The 15,179-nt window shown below is 56.5% G+C and carries 14 protein-coding genes; 9 read left to right on the top strand and 5 right to left on the bottom strand.

Annotated features, from left to right (window positions below):
* Nucleotides 1–138 precede the first annotated feature (138 nt).
* Together H7849_RS15500 and H7849_RS15495 are read left to right on the top strand one after the other, a co-directional pair.
* Nucleotides 139–1,101, top strand: coding sequence for a VTT domain-containing protein (locus H7849_RS15500; protein WP_186740495.1), 963 nt, complete (start codon nucleotides 139–141; stop codon nucleotides 1,099–1,101).
* 86 nt (nucleotides 1,102–1,187) lie between these two features.
* Nucleotides 1,188–1,433, top strand: coding sequence for a hypothetical protein (locus H7849_RS15495; RefSeq protein WP_186740493.1), 246 nt, complete (start codon nucleotides 1,188–1,190; stop codon nucleotides 1,431–1,433).
* Here H7849_RS15495 and zwf read toward each other — a convergent pair.
* The gene (gene zwf, locus H7849_RS15490; protein WP_186740492.1) at nucleotides 1,430–2,797 is read right to left on the bottom strand and encodes a glucose-6-phosphate dehydrogenase; all 1,368 of its coding nucleotides are present in this window, start codon (nucleotides 2,795–2,797) and stop codon (nucleotides 1,430–1,432) included. The two genes, H7849_RS15495 and zwf, sit on opposite strands and share 4 nt — an antisense overlap.
* A 236-nt stretch (nucleotides 2,798–3,033) precedes the next feature.
* On the opposite strand from zwf, the gene H7849_RS15485 reads away from it, so the two are divergent.
* Together H7849_RS15485 and H7849_RS15480 are read left to right on the top strand one after the other, a co-directional pair.
* Nucleotides 3,034–3,432 (top strand): hypothetical protein, encoded by a 399-nt coding sequence (locus tag H7849_RS15485; RefSeq protein WP_186740491.1) that lies wholly within the window; start codon nucleotides 3,034–3,036, stop codon nucleotides 3,430–3,432.
* Between the two features lie 722 nt (nucleotides 3,433–4,154).
* The gene (locus tag H7849_RS15480; protein ID WP_186740490.1) at nucleotides 4,155–4,445 is read left to right on the top strand and encodes a YciI family protein; all 291 of its coding nucleotides are present in this window, start codon (nucleotides 4,155–4,157) and stop codon (nucleotides 4,443–4,445) included.
* Between the two features lie 277 nt (nucleotides 4,446–4,722).
* Here H7849_RS15480 and H7849_RS15475 read toward each other — a convergent pair whose 3' ends face one another.
* Nucleotides 4,723–5,220 carry a hypothetical protein gene (locus H7849_RS15475; protein WP_186740489.1) on the bottom strand — a complete coding sequence of 166 codons (498 nt, stop codon included), beginning with the start codon at nucleotides 5,218–5,220 and terminating at the stop codon, nucleotides 4,723–4,725.
* 172 nt (nucleotides 5,221–5,392) lie between these two features.
* Here H7849_RS15475 and H7849_RS15470 point away from each other — a divergent pair, with 172 nt between their 5' ends.
* The gene (locus tag H7849_RS15470; RefSeq protein ID WP_186740488.1) at nucleotides 5,393–5,740 is read left to right on the top strand and encodes an STAS domain-containing protein; all 348 of its coding nucleotides are present in this window, start codon (nucleotides 5,393–5,395) and stop codon (nucleotides 5,738–5,740) included.
* A 75-nt stretch (nucleotides 5,741–5,815) separates the two neighbouring features.
* Here H7849_RS15470 and H7849_RS15465 read toward each other — a convergent pair whose 3' ends face one another.
* Entirely contained in the window at nucleotides 5,816–6,385 is a 570-nt protein-coding gene (locus H7849_RS15465) for a GNAT family N-acetyltransferase (RefSeq protein ID WP_186740487.1), read from the bottom strand.
* Between the two features lie 359 nt (nucleotides 6,386–6,744).
* Entirely contained in the window at nucleotides 6,745–7,023 is a 279-nt protein-coding gene (locus H7849_RS15460) for a hypothetical protein (RefSeq protein WP_186740486.1), read from the bottom strand.
* Nucleotides 7,024–7,768: 745 nt separating this feature from the next.
* Between H7849_RS15460 and H7849_RS15455 the strand changes: the two genes are divergently transcribed.
* The 3 genes from H7849_RS15455 (at nucleotide 7,769) to nuoI (ending at nucleotide 11,042) form a co-directional block, all read left to right on the top strand.
* Complete coding sequence (locus H7849_RS15455; RefSeq protein WP_186740485.1) at nucleotides 7,769–8,569, top strand: hypothetical protein; 801 nt, start codon at nucleotides 7,769–7,771, stop codon at nucleotides 8,567–8,569.
* 294 nt (nucleotides 8,570–8,863) lie between these two features.
* Nucleotides 8,864–10,426 carry a UbiD family decarboxylase gene (locus tag H7849_RS15450; RefSeq protein WP_186747567.1) on the top strand — a complete coding sequence of 521 codons (1,563 nt, stop codon included), beginning with the start codon at nucleotides 8,864–8,866 and terminating at the stop codon, nucleotides 10,424–10,426.
* Nucleotides 10,427–10,517: 91 nt separating this feature from the next.
* Nucleotides 10,518–11,042 carry an NADH-quinone oxidoreductase subunit NuoI gene (gene nuoI / locus H7849_RS15445; protein WP_285288967.1) on the top strand — a complete coding sequence of 175 codons (525 nt, stop codon included), beginning with the start codon at nucleotides 10,518–10,520 and terminating at the stop codon, nucleotides 11,040–11,042.
* A 78-nt stretch (nucleotides 11,043–11,120) separates the two neighbouring features.
* Here the strand turns inward: nuoI and H7849_RS15440 are convergent, their stop codons facing one another.
* Complete coding sequence (locus H7849_RS15440) at nucleotides 11,121–11,318, bottom strand: hypothetical protein (RefSeq protein ID WP_186740482.1); 198 nt, start codon at nucleotides 11,316–11,318, stop codon at nucleotides 11,121–11,123.
* A 445-nt stretch (nucleotides 11,319–11,763) separates the two neighbouring features.
* On the opposite strand from H7849_RS15440, the gene H7849_RS15435 reads away from it, so the two are divergent.
* The gene (locus H7849_RS15435) at nucleotides 11,764–14,982 is read left to right on the top strand and encodes a carboxypeptidase-like regulatory domain-containing protein (protein ID WP_186740480.1); all 3,219 of its coding nucleotides are present in this window, start codon (nucleotides 11,764–11,766) and stop codon (nucleotides 14,980–14,982) included.
* Nucleotides 14,983–15,179: the final 197 nt, after the last annotated feature.

The following is a 15,179-nucleotide window of genomic DNA, read 5'->3' as shown; positions in this document are numbered from 1 at the left end:
ATACCTTCAAAATAAGTAAGTGCCAACCCTTTCAAATCGTGACCATTACCCCCTTCAGGCGATGGACGCTGGATGGTTTTGCGCCCTCCATTGCCATTCGTGCATCTAAATGTCATCCTTAGTACCGCCGGGAAAACCATGCCAGTCGCGCTCGATTTCTTCATGCATTACGGTTACTTCATCCTCTTCTTCTGGGTGATGACCGAGCAGCTAGGCGTTCCCATTCCCAGCGCTCCGCTCCTGATCACCGCCGGTACACTTACCGCAACCCATCGACTCAGCCTGCCCTTGGTTCTGCTCGCAATCGTTCTCGGCTGCCTCACCAGCGACGTCACCTGGTACTTCATGGGCAAGCGATACGGGGGCGCAGTCGTCCGCCTGCTCTGCCGGCTGTCGATGGAGAGCAACACCTGCGTCAAAAAGACCGAAGGCTACTTCACGCGCAACGGTGAGCGCGCCCTGCTGCTGTCAAAATTCATCCCCGGACTCAACACCGTAGCCGCTCCCATCGCCGGGCAGACCAACATGCGGCTGCACCTCTTCATTGCCTACGACGCGGTCGGCTCGCTGCTCTACGCGCTTGCCTTCACGCTGGGCGGCCGCTTCTTTGGCGATTTCCTCAAGCACTCGAACCTCGTTTCCAGCGTCAGCCACACAGCCGGCGTTCTCTTTATATTGCTCCTCATAGGCTTCCTCATTTATCGCTTCACCCGCCAGCGAGCTTTTATCAAAGAGATGCGCACCGCTCGTCTCGAACCCGACGAGCTCAAAGGGATGATCGATCGCCATCAGGACATCTACATCGTCGACCTGCGCCACCCCCTCGACTACCTGCCCGACCCGCGCACGCTTCCCGGAGCCGTGCTGCTTACACCCGACAAGCTCGTCGCGCACACCGACGAGATCCCGCGTGATCGCGACGTCATTCTCTTCTGTACCTGTCCCAGCGAAGCCACGGCGGCCAAGATGGCCCTTACTCTGCGCAAGAACGGCGTCTATCGCGTGCGTCCGTTGCGCGGCGGCTTCGATGAATGGAAGCGCCTCGGCTATCCCCTCGAAGACATCCCCGAAGCCATTACAGCAGTGCAGGGAGCTTCCTGAAATCCCGATCACACGGCCGTGCGTTGTCGCCGGCCCACGCCTGTGCTACCTTGCTCTGAACAAATCTCAATCGGAGCAAGGAAAGAATGGCGTTTACTGAAACGTTCCGCTGCGAAGTCTGCGGCAAAGCCAAGAGTGGAGAATCGGAAGACTGGTGGCTGGCCTGGGCCGAGCAGTTCTCCCCCACGCCCGATGCGCAGCCGCTGCCGCAGCTCCGGTTCACGCCCTGGGACGTCTTGCTATCCCATCAACCTGACGTTCGCCATCTCTGCGGCGCGCGCTGCGCTCAAACGGTTATGGACCGCTGGATGACCAGCAGCAACGGCGTCTAGGCCGGATTCGACCAGCCGCCAACGTCCTTCGTCAGCTCGTCCGCTGCCGCAGGTCCCCACGATCCCGGCTCATACACATTCACCGAAGGCTTGTCGGCCAGCAGTGGATCAAGAAGGTGCCACGCCATCTCGACATAGTCTTTGCGCGCAAACCACGTCTGGTTGCCGCGCATGGCGTCCTCCAGCAGCTCCTCATAAGGAAGCAGCTCGTCCGTACCGCATTTCTGCTCGGCTTCCAGTTCCACCATGCAGCCCCGCAGGCGTTCTCCCGCTTCCTTCACAGATCCGCCAAAAGCGATCGCCGGCGTCGGGCTCAGCCGGAAGCGCACATAGTTCTGCGGCGGCAGATGTTCTGAAAATACCGGCGGCGTCTGCCGCAATTTGGCGATCACCTCCGTTGCCGTGACCGGCAGCGACTTGCCCGTGCGGATAAAGAAGGGAACATCTCGCCAGCGCCACGAGTTAATATGCAGCTTCAGCGCCGCATAGGTCTCCGTGGGTGAGTCCGGCTTCACTCCCGCTTCCTCGTGATATCCCTTGAACTGCCCCAGCACTACATCTTTTTTCTGGATGACCTGGACGCTCTTGAGGACTTTGAGGCGTTCATCACGCAGGCACTCGCGGGCTGGATTTGGCGGCGGCTCCATAGCGATATTGCTCACCACCTGCAGCAGGTGGTTCTGCACCACATCCCGAATCGCGCCCACTGGATCATAGAAAGCGCCGCGCCCCTGAATGCCGAACTTCTCCGCCATCGTAATCTGCACGGTTTCCACATACTGGCGGTTCCAGATCGGCTCCAGAAACGAATTCGCAAAGCGAAAGAAGATCACGTTCTGAACGGAATTTTTCCCCAGGTAGTGATCGATGCGGAAGATATGATTTTCGTCAAATACGCGGTCAATCTCCGCCGTCAGCGCCCGCGCCGACACCTCATCGTGTCCAAAGGGCTTCTCGATCACCACACTGGCGCCATCCGCCGAGCCCGATGCCTTCAACTGATCAATGACCTTCCCGAACAAAGACGGAGGAATCGCCAGGTAGTGCAGCGGATGCTGCGCCGCCCCAAGCAGTTGGCGGACTTGCTTGAAAGTCTCCGGATCGTTGTAGTCGCCATCCACATAGCGCAGGCTATTGAGCAGCTTCGGCAGTCCTTCCGGATCGGCCCCGCCATGCTTCTCTACGCTGTCTTTCGCGCGCGCCTTGAATTGGTCGAGATTCCAGCCCGCCTTCGCCACTCCAATCACTGGCCCGGGCAGCTTGTCGCGCTTCGCCAGCCGCTGCAGCGAGGGAAAAATCTGTTTGTAGGCAAGATCGCCGGTAGCCCCAAAAAACACTAATGCATCCGATTGTGTCTGATCCATATCACCTCTTTACATACTGGATGTTCCAAACAGGTCCCAGGTAACAGAACAAGTCAGTCTATCGCGGAATGAATAGAGACGAATGAAAGGGCCGTTTCATCTCGCCGTGCAAACCTCCGCGATTCCGGAGAGAAATGACAGACTAAGCCATTTGGCAATAGTGTGCGCTTTGGTTTGGAAGGTAGAATTGCCCGCCCGGGGAACCGCAGCTTGAGCCCCGGCGAAAGGCGAACGAAATGTTAGGAGACAAGATTGGTGAAACCAAAGGTAAGAGACTCGTAAGGCGTGTTCTCTCCGTCGAACCTCCAACGGCGGAGGTGTCCTTTGAAGACAGCGGCACGATGTTGGGTGTTCCCGTCACCGGCATCGGCACCTATCGGTCGGAAGTGCGCGGCGACGGCTCCATTTATGGCACAGGCCAGGGAATAAGTACGACGGAAGAGGGCGAAGCCGTGACCTGGACCGGGACGGGCTTAGGCCATTTCGGAGCTGGCGGCTCAATAAGCTATCGAGGCATGCTGTTTATGCGGACGACCTCACAGAAGCTGGGCCGCCTGAACAACGCCTGCGCAGCCTTCGAATATGAAGTAGATGGCAACGGCAACACTGTTGCACAGACGTGGGAGTGGAAATAGAGCCGAGTCGTCAAGCCTCCCCACTTGACTCCTCAATGTGCGCCCGGCCATACGAGTTTGGCAGTCAGCGAGCGAATCGCTCGAATGCTACGATCGCGACAACAATGCCGAGGCCAATCATCAAAATGATTCCTCGAGCCCTCAAGAGTTTGTCCTGCATGTACATGTAGGGCCTCCTGCTCGGTAAGATTATCGTCACCCTGAAAGGAACCTGTCAAAGATCGAAGTCGGCGGAGAGCCGAGACTGAGCAGTCAGTCTCCGTGTTCGAACGATCCGACAAATGAAGGTTAGCCTGTCAAAGGCCCCGCAATGATAAAAATTAAAAGGTGGCGTCCTCACGGTCCGCCACTGGACGGCAGGGCGACAGTCCACCTGAAGGAGGCTTATGTCATCGCTTAGGGAGTTCCGCTGTGAAATTTGTGGTCGTGTGACCACCAACCCGCAGCGTTGGTTTTTGATCGAGTGCGGCGCGTCCCGGTTAACGGTCGTGCGGTGGGAACCAGACTCGGCCAGTATTCCTGGTACGCGCCATCTCTGCGGAGAAGCAGACGCCCAGGTTTACATCAGCCGCTGGTTCCAGTCACTTTGCTCGCCGCCCCGCCCCGATTACTCGACCATGCCCAGCGGGAATTCGGATGGCTCCGGCGTCTGATTTGGTTCACAGTTGTACTGCGGGCCGCCGGTTCTACCGCGTCGCAAGCGTCAATGAAGGAGACTACTCATGAAAGTTATGGCTATCGGAACACTCGATGCTCCACTGACCCCGGAACAGCGGCAGCAGATTTTGCCGAAGGAAGTATCTCACACGCTCAAGCTATATCTCGATGGCAAGATCGAGCAGTTCTGGTTCCGCCAGGGCACCGGGCCGATCTTCCTTATGAGTGCTGATTCGGTCGAAGAAGCCAAAGCGACAGTCGATGACATGCCGCTCGTAGCCGGCGGCCTGGCGAAATATCAATTCTGGCCAGTCGGCCCTCTCGCTCCGTTGGGCCTATTGATCCAGGGCCAGTAGATGAGGGAAGGTGCCGGCGCCTTCTAGTTTGTGGCGGAAACGAGGTCTCACTTCCGGAAGACCTGCCCATCCTATTTCTTAGGGCTAGTCGGCGGGCCAAACCGCATGCTCGCATTGGGTCGGAGTGAGCTCGCGTCAACTCGCTCACCATTGCGTCGGATAAGCCCCTATAAACGCCCTTCACTCTGCTGATTTCTGGTTGTCGGCAACACGGAGGTAATCAGGTAACATTCCGTATTCCCGGGGACTCCTCAGAAACGAATTCGCCCCCGATCCATTAGGGCAGCCGATTGAGCTTCTTGAGAATCTGTTTGCGGAACGGTGCAAATGGCAGCAGCGGCGGCTTGGTGGCCAGTGACACAAATCCTGTACCTTGCTCGATGACTTCCCGTGTTGAGCTGCTCCACAATGTGAAGCGCAGACTGTCGAAACGAGCACCCCGGGGTAGGGCTTGCCCGGATACATCCTCGTCGGCATTTCGCAGGTACCACAACTGAAGCACCCAGGCGCAATTAAGGCGGTGGACCTCCGGCTCGATCTCCTGTTGCATCAGGGCGGGTAAAACCGTGATCTGGAGTGTGGCGCCGTTTTGCAGTCTTCGCCCAGCAAGTTCTTGGTACATCGCAATCGCGTCGGGTCCGGCAGCGGGTTCGTATTGATCCGAGCTGTGTGACTTCGTATGAACAATACAAAGCGAAAGACTACCCGGCTGAGACCAAGCTGAACAGCCTGTCATGACGATGAAACCGAGCGCTACTGGGACTCGGAGCTTCACGTTGCTCTTCAAGCATAGTTGATGCTGATGGTGAGTCAGCAATACGGACATTTCGGTCGACCAGCCCAAACCCGCCAATGCACAAATTGGTTCCTGCACTTAGGTTCCATATGCGAAAATTCCCAGGTCGACACTAAGCCGAACGGTTCGCCATCTTCCCAGGAGCAACCATATGCCTGAAGAATCCCAAAAGGTTCTGGCCTTTGAAATCGAACGTGACGGGGACACCGCCGTTGTGAAATGTCACGGCCGATTGGTAGCAGGCACCACCGAAGAACTCTACGAGGCAGTGAAAGATTTGCTGCCTCAGACAAAAGTGGTCATTGTTGACTTAGCAGAACTCAGCTATGTGGACAGCATGGGGCTTGGCGCGTTGGTGCGACTGCATGTATCTGCCCGGCGACTGGGATGCGAGTTCAAGTTGCTTCACCTCGGTAAGCAGCTTCGCAATGTGCTGAAGATGACCAACCTTCTTTCGGTTTTCGGCCAGTTGGAGGAGCACGGCATCAATATTCATTGATTTCCGCGATCGGTGCGCCCCCCCTTTGCCGAAGGAAGCCAAGCCTGACCGATATTGCATGATCTCCCGACTTCCCTACCACTGCACGTGAAGATCTGGAAGACTACCGGCGTCTAATAGCGCATAACAATACCTGTCTGCACGCTTTCCGCCGGGTAGAATATTTGCTTCCCGTTGTATGCCCTCGAACTTGAAACCAAGCTTCTCCGCAATACGTCGGCTGATTTCATTGCCATCGGAGTGCGTGAGACCGACACGCCTCATTCCAAGACAGCCGAAGGCATAACGTACCATCGCGTTGGCTGCCTCGGTTGCGATTCCACGCCCCTGTGCACTCTTGCGAACCCAGAATCCGGTGTCGCATTGACGCCCCTGCCAATCGATGTCATGGAGTCCGCACCAGACGACAGCCGTGTTTGTTCCCTTTTCGACGCCGATCAGTTCGATACTCTCACGCAGGATAAAGCTCGCCATCGATTGTCTGTTCCTGACCTCCAACAACTCGGCGGTCAATGCAGCAGGGTGCTCGGCCCAGCGCATCCATTTGTGCAAGTCCTCCCATGTTTCGCTGACCGCAACAGATGCGACTGCACCATCACCGACTTCCTTTGGACGGATGAGCAAGCGCGGCGTGCGAATCGGCATTGGAACATCAATGAGGACAGGACTCCAAGGGACCATAGCTCATCATTTTAGAAAACGCTCGCGTAATTGAATGCTGCTAGTGGACACTGTTCATCGAAAATGAACACCGATTACGATAGCGATGGCTAACAGCTCAGTCCTTGGGATGCGAAGTACTGAACCTTGACCAAGCAATAAACCACCTTCCCTCGTCCGGATCCAACTGGTCGAGTTGAAGAACGAATCCGGTACTGATCCCGACCATGCGAGTCCTGAAATAATAAGTCCCGCCCGGCTCTGCCTTCAATGAGTGCACCGAAACTCTAGGGCCTCCAATCATCTCGTGAGTAAAGGATTGCAGCATCGCGCATACGTGGTGTTCACCGGGGTCGATTGGCACGAAGAAGTACCTTCCACCATTGACGGCGCCCACCCACTTTTTCGTCAAATCCAAAAATTGTCGTGAGGTGGCCGTCCGCGACGACATAGATCAGCGCCTTGCTATCTTCCGGCGCGGGCGTCGGATGTTGCGATTCATCGGACTTCACTTCGTATTTCGCATCCTGCGGTCCGCAGCCTGCTTCCGCTTTAGATATCGCCCTCTTATCTTGGGCGAGCGCACAGCACGACAGTAGAACGATCGCGGCGATAGTCTTCATTGCGTCCAATCAATTGCAGGATCTTACTGTCCACGCCACAAGGCAATCGCGAAACAATTCTATCCTCACGTCAGAGTTGCGTAACATCGCTAGTACACTCACGGCCCAAAGTCCATGGTCGGTGAGTCAGCAATATGGACATTTCGGTCAACCTGGTCCAAACCCTGTGCGTCTCATTGACTGCCATGAGCCGATGAAGGGTCTCGCAGAGAGATGGGATCGCCAAGAAACCTGTCAAGCCCCCCGCGCGAAAGAAATCTTCTAACCGACACATTCCAAAGCGCAAAAACGCGCGCCAAATTGGCGTACTATTACCCTCAAAATTGCTAAACTGGATATAGAGAGAAAAAAGCCCGCCAAAGATGGCGGGCTTTTCGTGTTTAGGGGAAATGGCTTTTTTCAAAGGCGCGAAGCGCAGGGTAGAAGCACCGGGCTTTAGCCCGGTGAAACAAAACTTGCAGTCAAAGGGGCTTTAGCCCCGGGTTTTCCACCGCCTCACGCGAGCCCTAACCCAAACCATCTGAAGAATTTAGCGAAAACATACGGGGGAAGCCACAAGCCACAACCAGGCAAGAACCGGGTGCCCCATCCTGTCTCCTCGCGATGTTCGAGGAGACAGAGCCTGCCCTGAGCGGAGCCGAAGGGGTGGGTCTAAAAAGACCGCGCATAGCGCGCACCGTATATATAAGCCTCTAACCACCAGCAAAAAGAAGAATTTACAAAAAATATAGGGGGACCAAACCCAATGTACAACGAGTGCCGACACATCTTCACCAGCGGGAAAAAGTGCCAGTCACCCGCCCTCAAGGCCGAGGACTTCTGCTACTTCCACCACAAGTCCCGCCGCCGCCCATCACCCCAGAACCAACCCTATGAGCCCTACACCGAACCCAAAGAAACCGCCCTCAACCTCTCGCCACTCGAAGACGCCGACGCCATCCAACTCGCCATATCTGACGTGGTCCTGGCCTTAGCCGCCAACCGCATCGACTCACGCCGCGCCCGCATCCTCATCTACGGACTGCAGGTAGCCTCGCAGAACAACCGCCACCGCGCCGCCATGGCCGTGAAGGAAGCAACTATCGAGCAAACGGTCCGCGAAGCCCATGAGCACGCAGACGGCACCCTGATCGGCCCGGAAAAGCAGAGCCCCGAACCGGAAGAAGCCGCCGCCAGAAAACGCCCACCCAGCCTCGGCGAAATCCTTCTCCGTCAAGCCGAAGAACTGAGCGCCCGCAAAGCAGAAGAGGCCAGGCTCAAAGCGGAACGAGAACGAGCCGGACAACAAGAAGCAGGAGCTGAATCAGCCAACAACAACCTACCGCAAGCCGGGAACTCCGACGCGCTGTCTTCGCAAAGAGGAATCACAATCCACGCCGTCGCCGAAATGCCTTCGGCAAGACCGACCTCACGTTGCCGAAGAGACTGTCATGCATTCAGCCACCTCACTGTGAAAGCAGAGAGGTTTAGCCTGAATAAAAACCGCTGCCACGCGATGACGCGCCTTACTGACGCAGGCCCATGGCTGCCAAGCCCACAGCTCTAGTTGAGCCGTCATTCTGACGACCAACGGGAGGAAGAATCTCAACGATGTTTCGTGAGGCAATACCAGCGATATAGACAGAGAGCCACAGCTCAAAAAACCAGAGCAGAAGAAAACAGAAAGAGGTGCAAAGCACCTCAAGGTAGAAGCAGAGGGCTTTAGCCCTCTGAATAGGCAGCCGTCGAGAGACGGCGTACCTTGCTGCCGCAGGCAAGCATGTCAGACGCGCCCGAATCCCGACTCGCATTTGCATCCACAGCATTCGAGTAACATAGGAGGTTGCCGAAGGGAGACAACGTGGCCTACGACGACCTGCGTGACTGGATCAAAGCGCTCGACAAAGCCGGAGAACTGAAGCGCATCCGCGAGGAGATCGACCCGATCCTCGAAATCGCCGCGATTACCGACCGCGCCTCGAAATCAGTCACCAAAAGCGGCGTAAAAGGCGGCCCCGCGCTCCTCTTTGAGAACGTAAAAGGTCATCCCGGCGCAAAGGTCTTGATCAACCAGTTCGGCAGCGACCGCCGTATGAAGCTGGCGCTCGAAGTCGACTCGCTCGACGAAGTCGCCGGACGCATCCGCGCCCTGCTCGACGTGAAGTCTCCCGAAGGCTTCCTCGAAAAGCTGAAGATGCTGCCCATGCTCGCCGACATCGGCAAATTCTTCCCCAAAACCATCGCCGCAAAAGACGCAGCCTGCAAGGAAGTCATCCTCAGAGAGAACTTCAACGTCCTCGACTTTCCCATCCTCCAATGCTGGCCGCAAGACGGAGGCCGCTTCATCACCCTCCCATGCGTCGTCACCCGCGACCCGAAAACAGGGAAGCGCAACGTCGGCATGTACCGCATGCAGGTCTACGACGGCCAGACCACCGGCATGCACTGGCAGCGCCAGAAGAACGCAGCCGAACATCTGCGTGAACGCCTGCGCGCCGCAGTGGGAGAAACACCTTCATCCCACGTCAGCGCGATGGCCGAAACCGCAGGAGGAACGCAGAACATCACGCTCACCCGGGAAGGGAACGACCGCCTCGAAGTAGCCGTAGCCATCGGGACCGACCCGGCAACGACCTTTGCCGCCATCGTCCCCGCGCCGCCCGAAGTCGAAGAGTTCATGATCGCCGGCTTCCTGCGCCAGAAGCCAGTCGAACTGGTCAAATGCGAAACCGTCGACCTCGAAGTTCCGGCCCACGCCGAGATCGTCCTCGAAGGCTACGTCAAACTCGACGAGCTGCGCCGCGAAGGCCCCTTCGGCGATCACACCGGCTTCTACACCATGGAAGAGGAATACCCCGTCTTCCACATCACATGCATCACCCACCGCAAGAACCCAATCTATGCATCGACCATCGTCGGCAAGCCACCCATGGAAGATGCCTGGATGGGCAAGGCAGTCGAGCGCATCTTCCTCCCGCTCATGCGCCTCACGCTGCCCGAAATCGTCGACGTCAACCTGCCCGTAGAAGCCGTCTTCCACAACCTGATGATCCTCTCGATCCGCAAAAGCTACGCCGGACAAGCGCGCAAAGTCATGAACGGCATCTGGGCGATGGGCCAGGCCATGTTCACCAAGTGCATCATCGTAGTCGACGAAGACTGCGACGTGCAGAATCTCACCGAAGTGACCCTCAGAGTAGCGAACAACATCGACCCCGAGCGCGACATCCAGTTCACGCTAGGCCCCATCGACTCACTCGACCACGCCTCGCGGATGCCGAACTACGGCAGCAAGATGGGCATCGACGCTACGCGCAAATGGGCCGCCGAAGGCTTCACCCGCCTCTGGCCCCCCATGATTGAAATGGGCGCCACGACGAAATCCCGTATCGACGCAGTCTGGAAAAAACTAGCCATCGAGTGAATCGTCAAGAAGTGGAATCACCGAAGAAAAGGCTGTCATCCTGAGCGGAGCGAAGGATCTGCAATACAAAGGCGCCGAAAGGCGCGTTTCGCTGGACGCGAAGTCCTCGTATACTAAAGGCATGTCGATCGTGCGCAACATCGCGGCCATCAGCAAGGGCATGAGCATCACCTTCCGGGAGATCTTTCAGCCGACCGAGGTCGAGAACTACCCTGACGGCCCCGGCCCGACGCGCGGCGCTGTGCTCCAGGAGCGCTTCCGCGGCGCGCACGTTCTACAGCGCGATGAGAACGGACTCGAGAAATGCGTCGCCTGTTTCTTGTGCGCGGCAGCCTGCCCATCGAACTGCATCTATATCGAAGCCGCCGAGAACACCGCCGAGCAGCGGATCTCCAGCTCCGAGCGCTACGCTAAGGTCTACAACATCGATTACAACCGCTGCATCTTCTGCGGATACTGCGTCGAAGCCTGCCCCACCGACGCCATCACCCACGGACACGGCTTCGAACTTGCCACGCTGAACGCGACTAACCTGGTGATGCGCAAGGAAGACATGCTGACGCCAGCCGTCGGTACGCCCGGCGCGGTGGCTACCCAGTCCGACTCAGTGAAGTAACGCACCCGTCAGAGGGGTCGTATCGCGCTCGCCACCTTGTAGGCGAGGTGTCATGTCAGCAGTCGGCACGTGGGTAGTTCAAGACAAATGCCACAGTGCCCATGCAGCAATGATGCCAATCCCGACTACGAGATAGACAGCAAGCACCACAATGAAGGCAAGAGCCGCGCTTCCGTCCGGTTCTTCTTTCTGAATTGTTGACCGAGAAACAATGCTGAGGGGATACGACACACCGAGTACCAAGGCAGGGGAAGAGCTTTCAATCGTGTGAGCCATAGGTTTTTTGATTTGTTGGTTTACAACCTACAAGCCCAGTTACTCGCTTGGCCAGCCATTTTGAATGACGACCAGACATATCTGCCGCACTTTCGTAACATAAAACCGCATCGTCGGTCGCAGGCACATATAGTTTTTAGCTTGACACCGTAAACAAATGGCACAACAGTATGCCGGCCATGGACGCTCGTGGATCCCCTACGTACCCCTTTCGAATCCTCCGTATCGACTAAATGCGATTTATAATAGCGATTTGAATAAATGAAATTCGGTTAGGCTCAGGATTTATGGGCCTGCGATCTCTTCGGCTTGATCAACGTTATCCATCGCGAACTGCGACCGGATGACTGAACAAAACAGGGCCGAATGTTCGTTCCGATTGCGCTGCGACCACGAGCTTAGGTGCGTGGATCTATGAATTCTCCGAATTATTTATGAGGGCGAAATGTCACGACTCGGTTCCCGCTTGTCGGTGTTGATGCTGTGCACATTGAGTATCTTTTTTGCTTCGGCCGGGGCACAAGTGTCAGCGAGCTTGTCAGGAAGAGTTACTGATCCCGCGGGTGCAGCCGTTCCCGGCGCGTCGGTGACAGCAATCGATCTCGACACGGGAAATTCGCGCGTTTCTCTCACCGATCAGGCGGGGCAATATCAGCTGTTCGAACTTCCAGTCGGACGCTATGAGCTTCACGCCAGAAAAGACGGTTTTGCTGAGAAGGTGCGCACCGGCATTCTTCTCGTTGTAGGCCAGGCGGCAATAGCGGACGTAACTCTGCAGGTTGGTGAGGTAAAGCAGCAGGTCACGGTGACGGAAAACGTCCCGATCGTGAATGGATCGACACAGGACATTTCGGGACTCGTTGGCGAGCAGCAAGTGAGAGACCTTCCACTGAACGGCCGCAGTTACGATCTTCTGCTCACGCTCAATCCCGGCATCGTCAATTTCACGTCGCAGAAAACGGGAGGCATCGGAGTCTCGAACTCAACCACAGGTAACAATTTCGCGGTTTCAGGGAATCGCCCTCAGCAGAATCTGTTCCTGCTGAATGGCGTTGAATTTACCGGTGCTGCAGAGAACAATATGCAGCCTGGAGGCCCCAGCCAGCAATTGCTTGGCGTCGACTCAATCAGGGAGTTCAATGTGCTGCGGGATTCCTACGGCGCCGAATACGGCAAGCGTCCGGGTGCACAGGTGATCATCGTTACCCAGTCAGGAACCAACAAAATTCACGGCTCGGCTTATGAATTTCTCCGCAACAACGTGCTGGATGCGCCTAACTATTTTGATCAGGGATCGGCTCCGCCGTTTCAGCGCAATCAGTTTGGAGCCTCGCTGGGCGGGCCTCTTAAAAAGGATAAGGCGTTTCTCTTCGGCAACTACGAAGGCTACCGGCAACATCTGCATCAAACATCAGCCGCATTCGTTCCCGACCTGGCTTCGCGCGCTGCCGCAGTACCCAGCGTGCAGCCTTTGCTGAACCTGTGGCCGACGCCACCAGGCGATGCGCCTGACTTCAACGGAATCGCCCAGGTCTTTAGCAGCCCCCTGCAAACCATCCGGGAGGATTTCGGCACAGTGCGCTTCGACCTGAACATCTCGCCGAAAGACACATTTTCGACTGTCTACACCATTGACGATGGGGCCGATTACACGGAGACGATTGCGAACCCCTACAGTGCAGACATTCTCACTCTGCGCGAGCAGGTCCTGAGCCTTGACGAGACCCATGTTTTCTCACCAGCGCTGCTGAATGTAGCCCGCTTCGGATATTCGCGCGCCGGATACTTCTTCACCGGCGAGCCTACTCCCGGCACGCCGGCTGTCAACGTCCCCGGATTTATTAGTGGACGTCCAGTTGGCGCGGTGGTGGTGGGCGGAAGTGCGGCATCCAATCCGCAGGCCCAGGTTGGTCTAGCAGGAAGCAACAACGGGAGTAGCCTGCCTCTTGCGAGGAATCTATACACCTATGAAGATCGAGTGACGTGGTCGCACGGGCGCAATCAGTGGAGCTTCGGTGCATGGTTTCAAAACTTCCAGTCAAACGAAATCCTGAACCTTAGCCAGTATGGACAGGCCACGTTCGCAAGCCTTCAGACCTTTCTTGCCGGAACAACAAGCAGCTTCCTCTACAGCCCCGCACCAACCAAGATGAACTGGCGCTCGTTTTTCGGTGCGGTTCACGCCCAGGACGTGATTCGGTTGAATCCGAAATTGACCGTCAGCCTGGGATTCCGCGGAGAGTTTTCAACCGGCTGGAACGAAGCCCATGGACGCGCCGCCAATTACACATTCACCGGCTATACAATTTCGAGCCAGCCACGCATTGGCGACCACGCCTTTACCGAAAACAATGCAAAATTCCTGCCTCAGCCACGCATCGGTCTTGCCTGGAACGTGCGGCCCGGCAAGACTGTCGTGCGTGCAGGCTTCGGTATATACAACGAGCTGCTGGACGACCTCGGCTATCGCATGGACCAAAATGCGCCGTTCAATCCCACGTACAGCATCGCTTCATTGCCCGTTTCAAGTCTGCCGCTCGACCCAACGGCTCACAAGCCAGCAAAGGCGCTCCTCGTACCCGGTGGTGTTCAACCAGACGTGAAGATGCCCACCCTGATTTCCTACTCATTGCGAGTAGAGCAGGAGCTGACACCGAACACTTCGTTCACCGTGGGGTATGTCGGTTCTCACGGCTACCATCAACTCATCGGCGTGGATGGCAACCAGCCAGTTCCGACGGTATGTCCTGCATCTCCCTGTCCCGCTGCCTATCCGGCCAATTTCCCGGCGCCGCTCGCCAACTCGGCCGTTCCCGCGGGTAGCTTTTATATTCCTGCCGGAACTCCAAAAGCCAACCCCACACTAGCCAACACCTGGACGTGGTTCTCATGGGGCACGGCCAACTACGACTCGCTGCAGGTCGACGTAAATCATCGCTTCAGTCACGATCTCGCATTACGCGGCGTCTATACCTGGTCCAAGGTGCTCGACAACGGAGATTCGCTCAATGCAACCACTGCGGGAAACGCGCCTGGCCTTGTCTCCAACCCTTATGACATCCATGCTGACTATGGTCCGGGAACCTACGATGTGAGAAACATCGGTGTCGTGAGTGCGGTTTACATGTTGCCATTTGGATCCGGTAAGGCCATCGGTAAAGATCTGCATGGCTTCGCTAATGCTGCGGTCAGTGGGTGGTCCGTGGACAGCATCGTCACCATCCAGTCCGGGTTCCCCATCACGCCCCAGCTCAGTTACAACCCCTCCAACAATGGAGATACCCGGAATCCCGTGAGACCGTTTGTGAACCCGAATTTTCACGCGTCGCCAGCGATCATCGGCACTCCTCAGCAGTGGTTCAATCCGAGCGCGTTTCTTCCGCCTCCAGCGAACAGCGGCTTTTACGGCAATCTTGGCAGAGATACATTAACCGGACCCGGACTGGGAACCTGGGACTTCTCCGGGCGAAAGGACACTACCATTCGTGAAGGGCTTACGCTGCAGTTTCGAGGTGAGATCTTTAATCTGCTGAACCGGGCTAATTTCAATACCCCCAACCTTATTGTCTTCACACCCTCGGGTGTTTCAGGCACGGCGGGAGCAATCACAAGCACATCGACGACCTCGCGACAGGTTCAATTCGCTCTGAAGCTTCTTTGGTAGGGCTGGGCTCACTATCCAAAATTCAGATTCATGATGTCCACTTTTGGAATGTTGTGCGCCATCGCAGACAAAACTTTGCGTTGACGTTCGGTCTGTAATTTCTTACAGTTACTCAAATCTGCGAATAGAACCTCCTTAACTGTTCATGGAAAGAGGTCTGTTTATGAATTGCCCGACGATTGGGGCGGTATCTCCGG

It is taken from the genome of Alloacidobacterium dinghuense, assembly GCF_014274465.1.
Taxonomy (GTDB): Bacteria; Acidobacteriota; Terriglobia; order Terriglobales; family Acidobacteriaceae; genus Alloacidobacterium; species Alloacidobacterium dinghuense.
This window is presented reverse-complemented; position numbering and strand designations above follow the sequence as displayed.